Here is a 19847-nt window from a genome sequence, read left to right as displayed (position 1 = left end):
CCAGCGTGCGAATCAGCGTAGGGCAGAGGCGCCGCCACTACGTAATTATCCGCTGTACCAAATTTTCTATAAATTTAGGGAATTTAATTTAAGCCGAATGTGACCGCTGTATTATATGCGGTGTTATGTGTAGGTTTATCTCAATTGTGATTGTAGATATTTTTTATCCATCAGTTTTCTTATCTCTTTTAAAGCGTCTTGGGTTTCCTGTTTGTCAAAGTCAAATAGTATTACTTTCTTTTGTTTTTTATCGTAATTCATTATTAACCTTTCTCTAAATTTAGCAGTTCTTGTTGCTTTAGGTAAAAAAAGACTCATAATGAAAATCATAAGTGAACCTGAATGGTCAATGCTTTCTTCTCTAAATTCGATGTTGTACAATTTTGAATATTCAAACATTCCGCCTTCTTTTTTATATTGTTGATTGATTATTTCGAATTCTGTTTCTCTGAGCACTATTTTGAGGAGAGGAGATTTTTTTAATATAAATTCTTTAATCATTGATATTGTTCATTACTTACACATAACGGTCTTGCATATGATACGGCGGGGCATGAGCGGCTGATTCGGCAGAGCGTAGATGCGGAGTAGCAACGTGGCGTAGCATCTGGCTTTAGCGTCGGCAGGGCAGTGGCGCCGCCTATCGGTTTTATCCGATGGACTAATTTACAATTAATTGTAAGAATTACAATTCACTTAACCATCTGACCGCTGTATTATATGCGTTGTTATGCGACGTTTTAATACACTCCTGGGTTAATTACTGGTGTTCTTGAAATATTTTTTAACAATTCAGTTTTCAGTTCACTCGAATCAATCATATGAAATTCGAGAATATTATTTTTCATGAGATATTGAATATCGTCCTTTCCCCTTATATCCAAAAGATTAATTATTAAATTCGATTTGCTGGTTTCATTATGATATATGACTATAATTTTCTTAATATTTGACTTCAAATTATTTACAAAATCAAATACTTCATTAATATATTCAGCATCCGATTTATCTAAGGAATGTCCCATAAAGAAAAACATGAAATTTTCCGAATAGCTTTTCTCATATTCATTAATAAAAATATAATCCGTATCGTTGTTCAGCTTTTGAAAATATTTAGTAAAAGGGATAAAATATTTATTGTCAACATTATTCTTAGGAATCTCACTAATTCCTAAAACTATTTTATTTAAGTCGGAATCTACCTTACCGTGTAAGAAATTAGTAATATTTGAATTATGATAAATTTTATCAAAAGTTGGAGTATAGTTGAATGTATAATGTTTATCTATATTTTTATAAATGCTGGTATCAGTTTTTTTCTTTAGATTGCTATAAAAAGGAAAGACAAAGATTTCAAAAAAATAATTGAAAATTTTTTTAAAACCAACAAGTTCCTGATAAAGCATTCTTGTTATTTTACCTAAATCTACATTAATAAATAATCCATATTTTTCCTCTAGGTATTCTTTGTTTAATCCGAGCTGAGAATTATTACGTAACGTTATTATACCGAATTTAGCCATTACTTGTACTATTTCGATATTTTTCCCAAAAAGACTAGTATCATAACTTAGTTGATTAACTTTAATAGAACCTTTTGAAAACACTTTTTCTTTAATATAATCTAATGAATGAAATAAGATTTTTAATACATATTCAATTTTATTCTCAAAATCAATCCAAGTATCAATTTCATATTCATTTTTAAAAAAATTGAACCAAAGATTTTTAGAAATATCCGTTCTCAGCACTTCTATTTTTTCATCATCAAAAATATGTGGGGAAAAATTTTCTAATAGTTTTTCGTAATTCTTTGTTTTTGAATAAATATTTTCAAAATCTATCTCATTGGAGGAAATGAAATTCAATATTTTAATAAAATCATCATACGAAGTTGGTAACCCAAAATTTAAATCGAAACCATTTCCTGTAATTAATATTTTAGGCATTTTCTTTTTTTGTATTAAAATGACGCATAACGGACTTGTGTATGAAACGTAGCGTGCAAATAGACACTAACTTTTCGGATTAACACAGAGCCGAATTTTTATATTTTGTTTTTAACTTTTTTTCATTTTAAAAGCCAAATTAAAAATTTGGCGGACTTCATAAATATACAGAAACCTTTCGGTTAAGCACTTATTAGCTATGTTTTATACACCGTGTTGTGCGCTGGCTTTCTACGCTTCAATTATTTTATCAGCTACTATTAAACATTCGTCTAACGTTCCCAACATTCCAATTTGATTTCTTTCAATATCTAACAACTTTTTCGCGATTTCAATCCTGTCAGCTCCGTTTTTTTTCAGTCGGAATATTTCTGGAACGTAACCTTGATATTCATCTCTTGGCGCAACGTCATTAACTCCAATTGGGTCCCAATCAATCCAAAGAATATCATCAATTTTCTTGTAAACTATTAAATCGGTCGTTGCGGTTATGCTATTTTTAAATCCTTTGTTTCGTTGAAAAATTAGAATTGTAGATTTTACTTCTTGATGTAAATGCTCATCATCAATTAAATCACAGTATTGCAAAGCAAACATAGGAATGGCAAATCCGCTATTTGCGTCAAATGGTGCTGATTGTTCAGAAGAGTTATAAGTGATTTTAGCAACTCTTTCAGCCAATCTCAAATACAATTCAAAATCTTTGTCAGTATTCGATAAATTCAGCATTCTGATTTTGGTGAATTGGTCGTGAGCAAGTTTCCATTTTTGTTTTTCATCAATAATGTCATAAAGTTCTAAAATCTCAACAGGAATTTTTTCTAAATATCTGTCAAATCGAGATAAAACCAATCCTGCCCAATTTGGACGTACAATTTCAGGAACATTTTCAAAAATCTGTTGTCCAATTTTTATGTCGGTTTTTATTTCGTTCATCGGTTTTCTCAGCTTGCGCACAACGGTTTTGCATATGATACGGCGGGGCATGAGCGGCTGCTTCGGCTATGTGTAAATGCGGAGTAGCAACGTGGCGTAGCATTTGGCGGTAGCGTCGGCAGGGCAGTGGCGCCGCCTATCGGTTTTATCCGATGTATCAATTTTTTATAAAGTTAGGAAATTTAATTAAAGCCGAATGTGAACGCTGTATTATATGCGTTGTTGTGCAATGGTTGGACTTCGGCAATTCCATTAATCCAAAAATCGTAGAATAAATGGTTTGACAAATCTACTTTGATTTGAAAAAAGCAACTGCCACCATCAAGGACATACATTGGCTTAGTTTTCCATCGATCGTTTTCCGGATTACCACAGAGAAAATTAATCCAAATTTGTTTATCACCATCAATATTGATGACAGGAACATATTGCCTATAGTATTTCCTACGAGATAGTAAATTTGAAATTTTCGGTTCAATTATTTTTTCAATCTCATTTAACTCTTTTTCACTAAGTTCAGTTGGTACACCTTCTTCAAATATCCAATTCATTGTATTTTGCTCATATTCCAAAACGACATAGCGACCTTTTTCAATCCGATTATCAGAACAGGAAATGAGAAGTAATAAAATCAGCGATAATAGAAGGATATTTTTCATTCAACTTTTGCACAACGGTTTTGCATATGATACGGCGGGTAATGAGCGGCTGCTTCGGCAGAGCGTAGATGCGGAGTAGCAACGTGGCGTAGCATCTGGCTGTAGCGTCGGCAGGGCAGTGGCGCCGCCTATCGGTTTTATCCGATGGACTAATTTACAATTATTTGTAGGAAATATAATTCACTTAACCATCAGACCCGCTGTATTATATGCGGTGTTGTACGCAGGCTTTCTTTTATAATTGCTCCACTAGTTTCCTAGCAGTAACAGTATCATATATAATTTTTAGTTTACTAATCTTGTTTTGATTATCAAATTCAATAATGTCTACTACATCAAATTCCACTTTTTGATTATTCTTTAAAGTCCATTTATAGGTGAAATAAAGAGCTAAATCACTTGAGTCATTATCTTCAAAAATTCCTTTTAAATAAAGTTCAGAATTTGAAGTATCGTTATTCAATTCATGATAAAATTCATCTGCTTTTTTTATTCCGTATAGTGGTGAGTCAACCATTCCATTCTGATTGAATAAAGCGATAACTTGTTCAATATTTCCATTTTCAAGGTGAGTAATATATAGCCTTGCGATTTCTTTTTTATTCATTATTTCATCAATTTTTCAATTTCTGAGTACGTTTCTCAGCTTGCGTACAACGGGTTTGCATATGATACGGCGGGTCTTGGGCGGCTGCATCGGCTGAGCGTCGGCAGCGCAGCGTGCGAATCAGCCGTGGGCAGTGGCGCCGCTGTTACGGATTTATCCGCTGTATTAAATTTTCTATAAAGTTAGGGAATTTTAATGATAGCCGAATGTGACCGCTGTATTATATGCGGTGTTGTGGCGCGTTATTTTTCAGGGTTTAATTCAGTCAATCCATATGGGTTTCCAAATTCAAAACATTTAATTAATTCTACTTCTCCGCTTGATTTAATCCCGATAATATAAAATTTTTCAACGTTGATAATATAAGTCTGAATATAATAGTTGTGTGGTTTAGAAATCAATTCATCAGGTTTTCGTCCTGGAAATAGTCCATCTAATCTCACAATATTTATTTCATGTTCGTCAACTTTTTCAAAATTTTCTATATTTTCTAGACTAGCTATGTATTCAATTGCTAATAGGCTAGCCCCGTCTTTATCAACTGAAACTAATTTCTTAGTCTTCCAGAGATTTTTAATTCTTTTACCGAGTTTAATCCAACCTGCAATCCCTTTTTCAATTTTATCTCCTACTAAGAAAATATTTACAACTAAGCTTATAGATGCTAGAATGACAAATAAATCAGCACCGGGACCAATATTTACTTCCTTGGTTTTGTCAATTTTTCCAAGCTCTAAAAATCCCTCGATTTCTTTAATGTTTTTATCTGACAATCCTCCGTCGCCGTGGATTATGTCATCATATTTATCATCTGTAAAAAGTATATCCATAGTTTTTTTAATGCGCCACAACGGTTTTGTATATGGCTCGTAGCGTACAAATTAGCGATAACTTTTCGGTTGAGCACGAGCCGAATTTTTAAATTTTTCTTATTACCTTTTTTTCTCAATAAGCCAAATTAAAAAATTTGGCGGACTTGCAAATATGCCTTAACTTCGATTAGGCAACTGCCCAGCTATGAGCTATATACGTTGTTAGCAACTGTTATTTTTCCGCTACTCCTTTCATTCCTCCGTACTTTTCAACAATTCTATTCAATTCATTTTCCGTACTCTGCAAATAAGATTGGTCTGTATTAAAATCGAATTCCAAAATATTATCAATCGCTAAATTTTCTTGGAATTTCCCCCAAATATTGACCTTGCCTTGCGAGTATTTTACTGTCAATTCCAGATTGCTTTCATAAGAGTTAAACTCTGCAACTCCATTCAGTTCAGCTTGGCATATTTTGAATTTATTTCTAAAATCAAACAGTTCCCCAGTGGTTGAGTAGAATTGGCTTTTCACGTTATAATTTCCGGTTTTTATTTCAATTCCTAATATGCAGTCGTAGCCACCAAAATGACTTGTTTTGTTCGGGAATTCAAACACTTCATTAATCCACATTCTTATCCAACCATCTTGTCCTTTTAATTCAAATTCCTCCATTTTAATTTCAAGATTTGGTTTTTTCTAATAGTTGCTAACGGTCTTGTATATGAAAAGTAGCGGATTTTTAAGCACTAATTTTTCGGTTTATAACTGACCTTTATTTTATTATTTATCTTTCGTTTAAGCACTAAAACCGCTATTTTTTATATACGTTGTTGTGTTTTCGTACTTTATTTTCCGTTCTGTTTGTAGCGTTGGCAAAGCCATACTCTTTTGCAATTTTTGGCGTAGCGTTGGCTATAGCGAATTGCTAATGTGTATGGCTTTAAGCGTTGGTATCTTAACTTATTAAATCAATATAAGTTAATCCTAAATCTTCCACAAATTCTCTTTCCTTAACCTCAATAAGTTTAAGTCGTTCATCTAATACTCTTTCAAATTCTCTATGATTGTGTAATTGAACTAGCCTTTCATTCAAGAAGTATTTTTCTCGAAAATCTACATTCTGCATTTCTAACAAATAGGACATTTCTTTTGATTTTCTAAATTCAAAAGGTAAATCTATATCTGATGCTTTTGTATAAATAATTAAAGGAATGAGATTTGAATGTTTTTTATCTCCTTTGTATAAATAGGTTAATCTTAATGTTTCAACATCTTTTGATTTTATTGAATTAAAATCATTTGATTTATTAAGTAAAAATAATTGATAAGTCTTCGACCTTACACTTCCAGAAGATACAGTCTTAGGAAGGTCTGCTGTTGAAAAATTATGATTTGATTTGTCATAATAAACTGCGTTTTCCGATTGGTTTTCGGTAAAACTCATAAATTGTTCAAAAGCTAAACGAATTTTACTTAATGAAAATATTGTAAAATAATTAGAGTAGGATGTTACCCAAAACCATTCTTTTAGCTTAGAAATTTGTTGAGTATTTGGGTTTTCTATGTTGTTGAAAAAATGAGTTAAAAATATTAATTGATTATTATATGGTAAAAGTTTTTTATCGATTATTAATAGTTCTTCAAATAAGAATTTAACTGCTTTTTTTATGCTATCAATTGTTTTAATCGAGATGCTTTGGAAGTCTGAACGTGTAGCTAATTCTTCCAAATCTTGGTCAAAATAAACTTTTCCGAATGAGTTCTGAATGCATTGGACTAATATTTCTCGTTTAATACTTTCGAAGTTATACTCTTTTAAGTCTTCTAAAAGCAAAGTAAATAACTCTCCTAGATTAAAGCCATGCTCATTCGAAGTTAAAGCAGAAAGCATCCAATCCGAAGATATTTCTACCCCTTTAGAATTAATTCTAGAAAATATGTCTACTGCATCTTTTATAGTTCCACCTAATATCTCAATTGATGGGATTTGGTAGTCGATTAAAGTAGAGGATAGCTGTTTCGCACGTTCTATATATGTAGTAAGGTTTGGGTCTTCTCTTAATTCATTTCTTAAGTTATCAATATAATCTAGAAATTCAAACGTGTCAATTAATATATAAACAGGTATGTCTATAATTGAAGAAGCCCTCTTCATTTTGAAGGTTTGTTCATCTAAACTATAAAACATAGTGAAATGTTTATCTAAAACAGTTCTGTTATAACTTAATTGTGTTTTATTGGGATTTATTAAACAACCAAATAATGTGGATAGTCTTTGAAAACCATCTAGCACATAAAAATAATTTGTATCATCTAAGTGTTTAATCTTATATGGTCCAATTCTACCTTTATTAGAAAACTTTTTCAATGGTTGCCACAGTAAAATTGAACCTATAGGATATTCTTTACTTATACTGTCAAAGAGTTCAATTTTTTCTTTATCACGCCATACAAAGTCACGTTGAAAGGTAGGAATTTTAAATCTTCCATCTTCTATCATAGTCATAAACTTCATTAGTCTATGTACATCTGGTTTTACTTGAATTTGTCTTCTCATAATAGCTGAGTTATTTTATCTAGAATATCTTCTAATTCGTTAGGGTTACTTTTGTTATCAGCCCTTTTTTTTAGTTGCTCTTGTGTAGCTTGCTCAAATAATTTAGGGAATTCTGTTTTAAAATTATTTATGTTCATTTTTTTCTTTCTGAAAACTGAAATAAACTCTTTTGATAAGCCAGCATAAATTTCTTTAATCTCTTGGTCGAAATCATCTATATTTTTATCTTCAAATCCATTTTCAATATCAAAATAGTCTTTTTGAATAGGTGTTAATGTTAAGTATGCATCAATGAAATCCTCATTTTTTTCTACAGTCCTAATAATTTCATCAGGTAAATAATTTTCCATTTCCCTTTTAGTTAGTTCGTGATATGGAATGTTTTTTTTATTTAAATACTGAAACAGTTTAGCTCTTTCGGGACGAACATCTGTTGGGTGTCGTTTATCACTATCGATTAACACAAAACATTTTAAATACTTATGATTTTCTTTAGGTAAGTCTTTAAAGTTTTTCATTTCTCCTTCAATGAAGTTTGTAATATTAGTACATCCTCCTCCATTACCATATTTCAACCAATTGTTTTTTTTATGTCTTCTTATTCCTTTTCCTCTTTTCTTAAAAACAGTAATTAATTGGTCAATAAAATAAGCATCATTTAAGTTGTTCTCAAGTATAATTATAAGTGGTTGATTAAAAAATATTTTAGCCTCTTCTAAATTAAACTCATTATCAGATGTCTCCTCAGAAATAGTATGGCTAATTTTAGGTGTACTTTCACGTATAAACCGATTGAAGTATTGTTCGATAAGTTCTTTATTCAAATCCAGTAAATTATTAAATAGTGATGTATCTTTAATTAATCCATACTCACAGAAATAATCATATCTTCTATTTTCAGAAAATATGTTCAATAGATAATTTACATCTTTTAAATTTTGATTATCGTTAAAAATATTAGAGTTGATTTTAATTATCATTTTCTAACATTTTTAATTGAGCACTTCTAATTGCTAACGTTTCATCTAATGTTTCACTAAAAATATTTTTTGGCCAAAATGAAACACTTCCGTCTCTTTTTACTTCAATTTGCTTTAATAAACTTGAATTATTTTCACTATCATAATCAACAAAATAAATTGCAAGGTTGTTTTTGTCAATTATTCCCTCTGCAACTAAACGTCTCAATCTTAAAATAAAATTTTGAGAGTGGGTTTCTATTAAAAATCTTTTATTAGAAGTTTTTGAAGATAAAGCTAGTAATTCTGCTAAATTACCGTGAGCAGCAGGATGTAGATGTAGTTCTGGTTGTTCTAATATAGTCAACACTTCTTTTTTATCTTCAATAAATGCACTAACAACAATTGGCAATGCTTGCGTCATTCCTTCTCCAACATCTTTTATATTAATGCTAAATTTAGGATTGTTTCTAACTAACTCAATTTTGTAGTCAGGTTTAGAACTATCATTAATTTGTATTCCCCAACCATCAAAATTATCTTCATACCAATCACTTACTTGTTTCAGTAATTCCCCTCCTTTTTTAACATAATCATTTATAAGTATCTGATAGGCGTTCTCTCCGTAATTACCAACCTTTAAAGTTTTTGAACTTCCACTTATATTGTATGTTCTTTTTGGAATTTCTCTAAAAGGACCTACATAGTTAGTATTTAAACTTATATCTAAACTTGTGTTTTTAACGTCAGGCTTAATATTTGTAATATTAAAACCTGAAAACTCTATTTTATAATTTTGTTTTGTAAACTCATCAAAATATTCATCCTTTTTGTCGTCATAAGAGAGCTTTAGGATATCGTTATATTGCCATTTTCTAATTTTTGGAAAATCAGCATCTTTAACACCAGAGGTAATTTCTATATCAAGTAAGTTATTATTTTCTTGTATAGAAAGCTCTAAACTACCTATATCTCTACCATAAATAAGGTCTCTGAATTCGGCACCAAGTTCAACTCCGTTGTTATTGAGTAAAAGAGGGTCATCATATTTTCCGAGAAGTGATGTTTCCAACAATGTAGGTAACTTTACTACAGCACTTTTTCCAGAACTATTTTTACCAATTACTACAGTAATCGGTTTAAAAACAATTTCCTGTTTGTCTTTAAAAGATTTGTAATTCTTAAAATATAATTTATCAATCATTGTAGTTTTCTTTAATTAAATTTAAAGCATCTAATGCATTTTCTTTATTATCACTAATTGCTTTTTCAATTCTATCTGCTAACCAGAGAGTTAATAGCTCTTTTTCATTTAGTTCTAATGCACTTGATATTTTACTAATCTGGATTTTATTTGCCTTTCTATCTCCTTTTTCTATTTTACTTATCAAGGCAGTATCAACTTCTAAAAAAGCAGCCAGTTGCCTTAATAGCATATTCTTACTCTCTCTTACATCTCTTATTTTTTGTCCAAAATAATTGTTCATAATGTTTGATTTCAAGATTTCGATTTATTGTCTTGTCAATATTAGTCAAATATAAGTTCTTAATTTGAAACAGAGTATGAGTGAGGTGGGAAATTTTAGCTCTTTTGGTTTTTCGAGCGTTGTATTATGTGGTGGCAAAAACCGAAAGTGCTAAAATATGTGGCTGGTGTATGAAACACAACGGGTTTGCATATGATACGGCGGGTTTTAGCGGCAGCTTCGGCAGTGCCAACATTTTGCGTCAGCGAAAGTGGGAAGCGCAGCGTGCGAATCAGCCGTGGGCAGTGGCGCCGCCACTACGTAATTATCCGCGTGACTAATTTACAATTAATTGTAGGAAATCCAATTCACTTAACCATCAGACCCGCTGTATTATATGCGTTGTTGTGGTGCGTTATTTATTCAGCACCATTCTATAATTTTTGTCTCAAAATCTATTATTGGAATTTCTGTACAACCGCCAATTTCTTCTGCATTTGCATCTTCTTCATTTTCCGCCAAAATCCATTTTCCGCTTTTATGTTTTAAAATCAAACCATTAAATATCTGATTTCCGCCGGTCAAGTTTGTGTTCTCTGTTTGCTCGACAATTATTTTATTTCCGTTTATCTCAACTTTGCATTCTGCGTTGTTCATTCGACCATTAAATTCAGCGAAATATAATTCATAAACGAAATTGCCTTGAGGAATTCCATTCTGCCTATTATTCCGCGGAATTTCGGCAGAGTAGAAGTTGCTAAACATATTTAAGCTATCTTTTGGTAAATCATAATTTACCAAGCTCGCGTCATTTGAAGTTATTACAATCGAAAATCGTTCGTTTTCAAATTGTCCAATTGCTCCCAAACCTCGTTCGGATACATTTTTAACGGTTAAGCCTTTTGGAATTTTGAAAATTGCATTGTCAGAATTAAAATATCCAATTTCGATATCTTTTTCTAAACGACCAATTTCGTTAGAATGACTGTGAATACTATTCCACACGAAAATAAGAATGAAAATAATATTCAAAAAAATTGAGATTCCGAAAAGCCATTTTTTCATTCGTAAAGTTTTTTTCTAATGCACCACAACGGTTTTGCATATGATACGGCGGGTAATGAGCGGCTGCTTCGGCTGGGCGTAGATGCGGAGTAGCAACGTGGCGTAGCATCTGGCTTTAGCGTCGGCAGGGCAGTGGCGCCGCCTATCGGTTTTATCCGATGGACTAATTTACGATTAATTGTAGGAAATACAATTCACTTAACCATGTGACCGCTGTATTATATGCGGTGTTGGCAACAGTAATTAATCCAAATAGAATTTACCAATTCTATATAAATTCATATGCTCTCTTTCTTTTTGAGACGGATAGACTGCTTGAAATCCAATATCTCTCGATTTACAATCTCCGTGAACCATAAATCCTGAAAAATGTTCTTTTTTACCAATCTCTCTCAATGTTTTCTTTAAAAATAATGTGTCAGTGTTTTTATCTAAACCAGGTATGATTATATCTCCGATATAAATTGTGTCATTATCTTTTACTTCAAATGATAGCCAAACTATTTTGTAAATGTGTTTTTTATCATTTATCTCAATAAAATCATATTCTAAGTTTTCATCACACTTTAAATTTCTATATTCAGGTCGGACACTTTGTCCAAAAAGAATGGTGGAAAAAAGAAAGCAAAAAATTAAAGTTTTCATTGTTGCCAACGGTTTTGTATATGATTTGTGGCGACTTGGCTTGCTAGGGCGGCTTAATGAGCCCTTCTTGCGAAATACACCCTAGACAGCTTTTTCTAAAGCGAATTGAGCGTTGAGCGCTTGTGTTTATCGTATTTTCTAGTCAGCCGAAGTAAAAGCGCCCTGTCGGATGGCAAGCTTCGCCGTTTTTATCCGATTGACAAGTTAGTAAAAAAATGTAGGAAGTTTAATTCACTTAACCAACTAAGCCATGAATTATATACGTTGTTATAAGTAGTTGGATCAATCGTACCTGTTTGTAAACCAATAAAAAATAATCAGCGCAATTACAGCAGAAACTAACAAGAATATTATTTCTACAGTTCGATTCCTTTTAGCTTTTTTACGAATTTCTGTTTTAATTTTTTCCAAGTCAGCGGGATCGATGTCATCAAAGTCAATTTTGTCATCTTTTTTTGAACGCTTAATTCCATCGCCTTTTATTCGACCGTCTTTTCGTCTACGAAAATCCGCTTGCCGAGTTTTGTGGGCATTTAGTCTTCCTCCATCTATTGACATTGTTTTTTCAATTACTTATAACGTTTAGTATATGAAAAGTAGGCGATTACGAAGCACGTAGCTTTCGCTTGAGCATAAACTTTGATAAGAGCCAAAAGCATTGATTTTACTACTGTTCCGCCTATTTTTTATATACATTGTTGTGCGTTCGTTGTTCTATTTTTTCTCTTTCCAAATTGAATATTCTTCCCAATCTTTCAGATAGTCTTCTTTGCTTTCTAATTCGTCTCTTTCCCCAAAGCCGAAACTTGAAGCTCTTGGGTATTCAGCTTCTGAAACTATGTCTCTCATGTCTTCATTCGCTCGTTTTATCAAAAAGTCAATTTTATCAAGGACTTGGTCAGCTAATTTCAAGACAGAAGCTGAAATCCTATTTTTTCCATTCTGAGAATCGCTTTTGATTTTGTCCAATTGGAATTTGACTGTTTCCATATCATTAGGAAATTCTCGACTGATTAAAGATTCCAAATCAGAGTTCGAAATTTTCGCTACAGGCTGTTCTCCTTTTGTAAGTATTAGCTCTTTTTCAGTCATTTCGTCTTTTCAGTTTTCTGATTAAACTAAGTATTCCAAATCCGAATAAACCTGAAAGAACTATGTCAATAAATAAATATCCTAAATAGGTTTCGGTCGGGTTATCAGGACAAGGGTCACACATTCCACTCCATTTTATATGGAAAGTAAATGGAAATCCATAAGTGTCATTTCCATCAAAGGGAGTTTCAATTTTCATTGTTAGAAGCGTAACCATAATGAAAATCAAAAGTGTAAATCCTATGAGCTTTATCGTGTTTTTCATAATGACGCACAACGGTCTCGTATAACCGTCAGTTACGGGATTAAAGTTAATAATTTTCGGTTAAGCACAGACGTTAGCAATTCCGAGTGGATTCGGACGTAGTCGAATCCGCCGTAATTGCGGTTATACATTGTTGTGTGCTGGCTTTTTTATTCCATAATGTTCCAACCAAGCCAGTGGTTCAGTCAGATGATGTTTATTAAATTCTAAATGTATTACTCGTCTTTTCTTTCCGTTTGTTGTTCTGTTCGAAGCGTGTAAAGTCAGAGGTTTCATTAACATTGCTCCTCCTTTTTCAACCTCACAGATAAATTCATTGTGCAAATCCCAATCTTTTGATTCAGCTCGAATAATTCCTTTTAGGTGCGATTTAGGAATTACCTTTAAAGCTCCATTATTTTTATCCGTTTTGTCTAAATGAATTCGGATTGTTATTGTGTCTTCCAAAACCTCGATTGGTGGTTGAACTCCGTATTGTCCTTTTTTAAAAGTCCAATTTGTATAATTATCCAGTTCCATTTTTTTGTCAACCGAAATGCTCAAATCTTGATGATAAGCAACAAACCAATTCGATTCGCTTGGTTTGTCAAAATAGATTGCTTTGGTCAGAAAATATTCAGATTCGGAAAGGTCAGAAATTAATTCAATCAACTTTTCGTTAAACAGCAAGTCGCTCAATTCAGGAACATTTTTGATTAATTGTCTAATAGCAAATAAATCCTTTGTTTTCATAAACGAATTCCCGTCTTGTTCAGCATTTTCGATACAAGCTATAATTCTGCTTATTTCTTTGTCCGAATACAAGTCAGCTAAAACGGAAAATCCATTTTCTTCAAGTTCTATTTTGTTCCTTTCGTAGTTCATTTTTCAGCTTGCACACAACGGTTTTGCATAAAGTTCCGTTGCGGAACTTCCAGCCCAAGTTACATAGAATTTCCCTGATTTCCCGAATGGTAATTGATTCCGAGTATCTAAAAATAAGCAATGGACTTTATGCGTTGTTACCTAACGTTGCACGACCCGAGCTTTGCGAGTGCGATTAAATCTTTCAGCAGAAGGATAATCTTCTTGTCACATTTCCCGCAAGCGCAATTGAGTCCGCCGTGGACGAATCTTTCAGATTTAACACTATTCCAAGAAAGCGTGAATGAATCCGATATTGAATTCGGTTTGATAAGCTGCGTAAATAATTCCGATGTAAAGATAGTTTCTTTAAACTAACGTTAGTGCCAATGTTTGGTAACGGTCTTGTGTATGAAACGTAGCGTGTAAAAAGACACTAACTTTTCGGATTTTACACGAGCCGAATTTTTTATTTTTATGTTTAATTTTCTTTTATAAATATAACCAAATAAAAAATTTGGCATACTTTGTAAATATACAAAAACCTCTCGGAAAGCCTGTAATAGCTATGTTTTATACACGTTGTTGTAAGTAGTGCTTCACGTTCTGCTTGGTTTTCCGATGTTTGTTATTTAGTTCAAATGTGAGCGATGGCAAGACATACTCTTTTGCGATTTTTGGCGTAGCGTTGGCTGTAGCGAATTGCGAATGTGTATGGCTTTAAGCTCTGGCATCTATTTCAGCCATTAAGTTTCTATGGTATGCCAGATATTCTTTTCTCTTTTCATTCAAAATAGTATTTTCAAGTTTGTAATCTTCCCAAAAATCTTTTACATCTCTTGAAACTCTATTAGAAAAAATCATATCTCCATTATCTTCAAATGAGATATATTTTAAATCAAATAGAGAATCAATAGTTCGACTTAATAACAATCCATTGTCAGGGTCATAAGCTTCAATTTCATTTGAATCAATGAAAGGTTTAATATGGCTGGCAATTAAAACAGGATATGATAACCTTTCTAAAACGCATTTTGGGTTTCCGTAAATTTCCTCACATTCTTCTTGTAATTGATTTTTGTATAATCTATGTAGGTATGGGTCTCTTTTCTTCTCAATGTGTTTAAGATAAGCTTTGTCTTTGTAATCAGCTCCAAATATAATTACAGCATCTTCTTCAAAATAGAGTTCATAATCACTTCTTCCTCTTCTTATGAAAACAACATCGTCTAACTTGTTTAATATATTATTTAAGTAGCCTATTTGATTATATTTTCTTTCTATAAAACCACTACTTTCTGCTTCTTGACGAATACTATTTAACTCGCTTTCGGTTACATATTCCCTTTCGTAGTTTGCAATATCAATTGTCATTAAGGCTATGATATCTTTTTTAGTTAGTTTACCAATTTCTTCTAATGTTTTTAATAGAAAATTTATCTGACTCCAATTATGTGAATTTGTAATTGAACTATTGAATTTTGCATTAGAATAAACTATTTTAGAGAATAAAGTCTGTCGTCTTCTACTGGAACGTGCTGTTAAATAATCTTTTGTATTTGGATGATAAGATTTAAATTCGGGATTTACAAAACCTAATTTAATACATTGATTAATCGCTTTTCGCGTAGAACCAAGTTGATTGTTTATGTTAGAAGAACTTTTTGGCACTGCATTTAAAACAGCTCGTTGTAAGTCCTTATAATCTTGGGAATTGTAAACATAATCTCCGTCAGAGTTAAGTTCGTCTACTTTATTTACTAAAAGTTGTAGAGTTGTTAGAAATTTATCATCATTGAAATCAGTATATTCCAAAGTCAATTTCCAATATTCTTCATAATTCTGCTGTGGCATAATCTTTTTTAATATTTTTTTTATAAAACTCATTTTCTACTATAAATAAGTACTCCTTATTCGTTTCTTTTTTTTCTTTTCCTGTGATTTTGTAAACGTGTTTTTTTTCAATCACTTGTACATTATCTGAATACTTTTTTAACAAATAAAGAAGTTCATCTTTTGAAGGATAGGAAGAATTATTATAACTTAAATACCAATACTTGAAATTTGACAATTTTGAAAATAAATTGTCAAACAACTCAACTGCAATTTTTTTATTAATAAAATTATTCTCGAAAGGCTTTGTTTTCTTTGAAGTAATAAAATCATCAACTAATCCATAAAAGCCAAAGTAATTATTCATTGTACCTGTGTATGGTGGGTCTAAATAAATAATATCTGCTGAAACTGTATCTAATAAATTAAAAACATCATCATTATATGCTTTGTTTTCTTTGTTGTTATTAAATACAGCATTGTTATAGTCATCTAAATTTTTTAAGAAATGAAATTTGAATGGTTGATTGTGATAAGCTCTTCTTCGTTTGTACTTTTCATAACTGTATTCTTCATCACGTAATTGAACAATTTTGTCCCAATTAAGATTAAAGCGAGAATATGGCATTTTTCTTATCATAGCTCTTCTTATTAAAGAAAAAGCCAATGATTTTTTTTCTTCTGAATCTAACTTTTCAATATTCTTTCTATATAAATCAAGTTCTTTGCATTCTTCTGGAAAAAAATATACTTCCGAATAATTATCGAACATAAAACCTTCAAAAGGTTTGCCCGAAAATATGATATCAATATCCTCTTTGGTTAAAAGAGATTTATTGTTTTTGATTAAAGCATTAGCAATATGATAATTTATTTCTAAAATGTCATTTGTATAAACTTCTAAACCTCTACATTTGGCTTCATAACTTAAAGAGCAACCTCCAGAAAAAGCATCAAAAAGTGTTTCCGCATCTTTTGGGAATTGGTCACAAATCCATTGTGCAATTTTTTCTTTATTGCCAATATAGTTGACTTTAGGATACTTAAACATTTTTACTCATTTTGATAATTACTTTTGCAATTGCTTCTGCCATTTTAGGTGGAACAGAATTACCTACCTGTTGTTGTTGTGATATTCTATTTCCTTTGAAAATAAAGTTATCAGGAAAAGACTGTAATTTTGCAAGTTCACGGACTGTTAATGCTCTATTTTGCTCATAATGAAAGATTTTACGCATATCGCCAGTAACACAAACCGAAGGTTTGTCACTTGCGTATTTTATATATTTTCTAACATCACCGGACTTTGGTCTAATTTTTACAGGAATTTCATTTCTATTTCCACCATCAGAAACATAACTCATTTTGGTAAGCATTTGTTCTGAATGTGACATTGCAATATGGTTAGGAATTGAAGATTCCTCACCAGATTCTAATTTTGGATATTTTGACAATGCTTCTTTTACAGAAACATAGTTTTCTACTTCTTTTTGTGGGAATTCTATTTTTTGATTTGTTGAAGTGCCAATAAATATTACTCTTTTTCTAACTTGAGGAACACCGTAATCTGCTGAATTTAAAATCTTACAGTCCACTTTATATCCAAGTTTTTCAAAATCTTTTATTATTTCGTTTCTTGTTTCACCTTTGTTGTGAGTGTATAATCTTGCAACATTCTCCATTACAAAGAATTTTGGTTTAATAATTTTTACAACTCTTACAAATTCTTTAAATAATCTATTTCTTGGGTCGTCAACAAATTTTCGACCAATATTTCCTGCAATACTGAATCCTTGGCAAGGTGGTCCACCAATTACAACATCTATTTCGTCAAACTCTTTGAGATATTTTATTTCAGAGTCGGATAAATCACAAATGTCTTTTTCAATAAGTTGATGATTCGAAAAATTGTGTTTATATGTTTCACAAAAACTTGGCTCAATATCAATAGAGAAAACATTTTGAAAACCTTTGTTATCAAAACCTAAAGAGAAGCCACCAGCTCCAGAAAACAAGTCTATGTATTTTAATGTAGTTTTCATAAATCTAATTCAGCTTGTTTAACGTTGGTGTTTTTAATGTAATTTGCTGTGTCTTCTGCTACTGAAAAAATAGAATCTGAACATTTGTATTTAAAAGCTTCTCTTGCAAATTTGTCGGCAAAAAATAAGTCCGTTATGTTTTGCAACTCATATTCGAATAAAGTAGCGAGTGATTTCAATTTGGACTTGCTGAACTTTTGAGTTCCGTTCTCAATTCTGCTGATTGCACTTGAATTAATTCCGATTTTAGCTCCAAATTCAGTTTGTGTCCACTCTCTTTTTTCTCTTTCCGTTTTAATAAAATGTCCGAAACTTGCCATATTTATAGTTTTATCAAAAAATGATTTGACCTATTTTTAGCAAATGTAATAATAATTTGCGATTTTTATATCAAGTTTGTTGTTTTTTTGTGGTGGGAAGAAATAGCTCTTTTATTTTTTTTAAGCGTTGGCTTTTCGCGTTGGCAAAAAAATAAATGTGCTGTTTGTGTGGTTGGCTTTTTTAGTTCAAATGTTCAATTTTAGCTCGATTTTCGCATTACTTACAACGGGTTTGCATATGATACGGCGGGTCTTGAGCGGCTGCTTCGGCAGTGCCAACAAAACTGCGTCAGCGGTTTGTGGGAAGCGTCAGCGTGCGAATCAGCCGTGGGGCAGTGGCGCCGCCACTACGTAATTATCCGCTGTACCAATTTTTCTATAAAGTTAGGAAATTTAATTAAAGCCGAATGTGACCCGCTGTATTATATGCGGTGTTACCTGCTGGCTTTCCAGCCCAGTTTTTCAAATTCTTTTTCCGTCAATATTTTTTCAAGCTCCAAAATAATTGTTGTTCCATCTGGATGGTATCTTTGATATTTGACCATTCCCATACCTTTAGCATAATAAGTCAATTGGTAAAATTCGTAAGTCTGGTCATTGTCAAGCGATTTTATTTCATACTCGTCCATAAATACAAGAGTTGAGTAATCAGTCCCATGAACATTTATATTTTCGATTCGATTCTTTATCCTCTCTTTTATAAATTTTTCGTTACCGTACTCTGGAGTTGAATATTTTACGGAATATTTGAATTTGCTATCATCCGCCCACTTGTAAACATTTTTGTCAATTATAGTTCCGTCAATTCGTATGTTTTTCCCATCATCGCTTTTATTGAAATCAGCGTAACGGATAACTTCTGCGCCATTTTCGTTAAGTTGTTCCTCAAATATATTGTAGAGTCTAAAATCGGTAGTGTAAGATTCTGTTAGAATTTTATTTGAATTTGGATTGGTTGTAACTTTCCAATACTCAATATTATTCGGATTATTTTTATCAACGTATTTATATATATTGACTTGTTTTTTTGCTCCGATTGGGTAGTAATAATCTTTGTAATTTAATTGCGCAGAACAATTTGAAATAACAAAAGTTAAAATCAAAAGAAAAGTGTTTTTTATAATTTTCATTTTTTAAAAGCTTGCAGGTAACGGTTTTGCATAAAGTTCCGTTGCGGAACTTCCAGACCAAGTTACATAGAATTTCCCTGAATTCCCGAATGGCAATTGATTCCGAGTATCTAAAAATAAGCAATGGACTTTATGCGTTGTTATCTAACGTTGCACGACCCGAGCTTTGCGAGTGCGATTAAATCTTTCAGCAAAAGGATAATCTTTTTGTCACATTTCCCGCAAGCGCAATTGAGTCCGCCGTGGACGCATCTTTCAGATTTAACACTATTCCAAGAAAGCGTGAATGAATCCGATATTGAATTCGGTTTGATAAGTTGCGTAAATAATTCCGATGTAAAGACAGTTTCTTTAAACTAACGTTAGTGCCAATGTTTGGTAACGGTTTTGCATAAAGTTCCGTTGCGGAACTTCCAGACCAAGTTACATAGAATTTCCCTGAATTCCCGAATGGCAATTGATTCCGAGTATCTAAAAATAAGCAATGGACTTTATGCGTTGTTACCTAACGTTGCACGACCCGAGCTTTGCGAGTGCGATTAAATCTTTCAGCAGAAGGATAATCTTCTTGTCACATTTCCCGCAAGCGCAATTGAGTCCGCCGTGGACGAATCTTTCAGATTTAACACTATTCCAAGAAAGCGTGAATGAATCCGATATTGA

Annotated in this window: 22 protein-coding genes; all 22 read right to left on the bottom strand. The window is 32.1% G+C overall.

Annotated elements, in window-relative coordinates:
- Window positions 1-135: 135 nt before the first annotated feature.
- Entirely contained in the window at window positions 136-501 is a 366-nt protein-coding gene (locus G5B37_RS03625) for a hypothetical protein (RefSeq protein WP_164678713.1), read from the bottom strand.
- Window positions 502-740: 239 nt separating this feature from the next.
- On the bottom strand, window positions 741-1949 hold the full coding sequence (locus G5B37_RS03620) for an AbiH family protein (RefSeq protein WP_164678712.1): 1209 nt from the start codon (window positions 1947-1949) through the stop codon (window positions 741-743).
- A gap of 231 nt (window positions 1950-2180) precedes the next feature.
- A complete protein-coding gene (locus tag G5B37_RS03615) occupies window positions 2181-2885 on the bottom strand; it encodes a hypothetical protein (protein WP_164678711.1) in 705 nt (234 codons plus the stop codon).
- A gap of 182 nt (window positions 2886-3067) precedes the next feature.
- Window positions 3068-3544 (bottom strand): hypothetical protein, encoded by a 477-nt coding sequence (locus G5B37_RS03610; RefSeq protein WP_164678710.1) that lies wholly within the window; start codon window positions 3542-3544, stop codon window positions 3068-3070.
- Window positions 3545-3779: 235 nt separating this feature from the next.
- Window positions 3780-4151 carry a nuclear transport factor 2 family protein gene (locus G5B37_RS03605; protein ID WP_164678709.1) on the bottom strand — a complete coding sequence of 124 codons (372 nt, stop codon included), beginning with the start codon at window positions 4149-4151 and terminating at the stop codon, window positions 3780-3782.
- A gap of 242 nt (window positions 4152-4393) precedes the next feature.
- Window positions 4394-4981 (bottom strand): hypothetical protein, encoded by a 588-nt coding sequence (locus G5B37_RS03600; RefSeq protein WP_164678708.1) that lies wholly within the window; start codon window positions 4979-4981, stop codon window positions 4394-4396.
- Window positions 4982-5195: 214 nt separating this feature from the next.
- Window positions 5196-5639 carry a WapI family immunity protein gene (locus G5B37_RS03595; RefSeq protein ID WP_164678707.1) on the bottom strand — a complete coding sequence of 148 codons (444 nt, stop codon included), beginning with the start codon at window positions 5637-5639 and terminating at the stop codon, window positions 5196-5198.
- A gap of 283 nt (window positions 5640-5922) precedes the next feature.
- Window positions 5923-7524 carry a GmrSD restriction endonuclease domain-containing protein gene (locus tag G5B37_RS03590; protein WP_164678706.1) on the bottom strand — a complete coding sequence of 534 codons (1602 nt, stop codon included), beginning with the start codon at window positions 7522-7524 and terminating at the stop codon, window positions 5923-5925.
- The gene (locus G5B37_RS03585; protein ID WP_164678705.1) at window positions 7521-8504 is read right to left on the bottom strand and encodes a hypothetical protein; all 984 of its coding nucleotides are present in this window, start codon (window positions 8502-8504) and stop codon (window positions 7521-7523) included. Before G5B37_RS03585 ends, G5B37_RS03590 begins: the two co-directional genes overlap by 4 nt.
- On the bottom strand, window positions 8494-9687 hold the full coding sequence (locus G5B37_RS03580; protein ID WP_164678704.1) for an AAA family ATPase: 1194 nt from the start codon (window positions 9685-9687) through the stop codon (window positions 8494-8496). The genes G5B37_RS03585 and G5B37_RS03580 overlap by 11 nt, the downstream gene beginning before the upstream one ends.
- Window positions 9680-9970 carry a helix-turn-helix domain-containing protein gene (locus G5B37_RS03575; RefSeq protein ID WP_164678703.1) on the bottom strand — a complete coding sequence of 97 codons (291 nt, stop codon included), beginning with the start codon at window positions 9968-9970 and terminating at the stop codon, window positions 9680-9682. Before G5B37_RS03575 ends, G5B37_RS03580 begins: the two co-directional genes overlap by 8 nt.
- A gap of 402 nt (window positions 9971-10372) precedes the next feature.
- Window positions 10373-11014: a hypothetical protein gene (locus G5B37_RS03570; RefSeq protein ID WP_164678702.1), complete on the bottom strand. Its 642-nt coding sequence runs from the start codon at window positions 11012-11014 to the stop codon at window positions 10373-10375.
- A gap of 243 nt (window positions 11015-11257) precedes the next feature.
- Complete coding sequence (locus tag G5B37_RS03565) at window positions 11258-11659, bottom strand: hypothetical protein (RefSeq protein ID WP_164678701.1); 402 nt, start codon at window positions 11657-11659, stop codon at window positions 11258-11260.
- A gap of 282 nt (window positions 11660-11941) precedes the next feature.
- Window positions 11942-12217 (bottom strand): hypothetical protein, encoded by a 276-nt coding sequence (locus G5B37_RS03560; protein ID WP_164678700.1) that lies wholly within the window; start codon window positions 12215-12217, stop codon window positions 11942-11944.
- Window positions 12218-12373: 156 nt separating this feature from the next.
- Complete coding sequence (locus tag G5B37_RS03555; protein ID WP_164678699.1) at window positions 12374-12751, bottom strand: hypothetical protein; 378 nt, start codon at window positions 12749-12751, stop codon at window positions 12374-12376.
- On the bottom strand, window positions 12744-13016 hold the full coding sequence (locus G5B37_RS03550) for a hypothetical protein (RefSeq protein ID WP_164678698.1): 273 nt from the start codon (window positions 13014-13016) through the stop codon (window positions 12744-12746). Before G5B37_RS03550 ends, G5B37_RS03555 begins: the two co-directional genes overlap by 8 nt.
- Window positions 13017-13139: 123 nt before the next feature.
- Entirely contained in the window at window positions 13140-13880 is a 741-nt protein-coding gene (locus G5B37_RS03545; RefSeq protein WP_164678697.1) for a phytanoyl-CoA dioxygenase family protein, read from the bottom strand.
- A 699-nt stretch (window positions 13881-14579) separates the two neighbouring features.
- Window positions 14580-15746 carry an HNH endonuclease signature motif containing protein gene (locus tag G5B37_RS03540; RefSeq protein WP_263649838.1) on the bottom strand — a complete coding sequence of 389 codons (1167 nt, stop codon included), beginning with the start codon at window positions 15744-15746 and terminating at the stop codon, window positions 14580-14582.
- Window positions 15694-16743: a DNA adenine methylase gene (locus tag G5B37_RS03535; RefSeq protein ID WP_164678696.1), complete on the bottom strand. Its 1050-nt coding sequence runs from the start codon at window positions 16741-16743 to the stop codon at window positions 15694-15696. The genes G5B37_RS03540 and G5B37_RS03535 overlap by 53 nt, the downstream gene beginning before the upstream one ends.
- Window positions 16736-17734, bottom strand: a complete 999-nt coding sequence (locus G5B37_RS03530; RefSeq protein WP_164678695.1) for a DNA cytosine methyltransferase — start codon at window positions 17732-17734, stop codon at window positions 16736-16738. Before G5B37_RS03530 ends, G5B37_RS03535 begins: the two co-directional genes overlap by 8 nt.
- Window positions 17731-18054, bottom strand: coding sequence for a helix-turn-helix domain-containing protein (locus G5B37_RS03525; RefSeq protein WP_014798146.1), 324 nt, complete (start codon window positions 18052-18054; stop codon window positions 17731-17733). Before G5B37_RS03525 ends, G5B37_RS03530 begins: the two co-directional genes overlap by 4 nt.
- Before the next feature lie 434 nt (window positions 18055-18488).
- Complete coding sequence (locus G5B37_RS03520) at window positions 18489-19184, bottom strand: hypothetical protein (protein ID WP_164678694.1); 696 nt, start codon at window positions 19182-19184, stop codon at window positions 18489-18491.
- Between the last annotated feature and the right edge of the window lie 663 nt (window positions 19185-19847).

The sequence above is a fragment of the Rasiella rasia genome, assembly GCF_011044175.1.
Lineage (GTDB): Bacteria > Bacteroidota > Bacteroidia > Flavobacteriales > Flavobacteriaceae > Marinirhabdus > Marinirhabdus rasia.
Note: the sequence above shows the minus strand (reverse complement) of the source record. Positions and strands in the feature narration are given on the sequence as shown.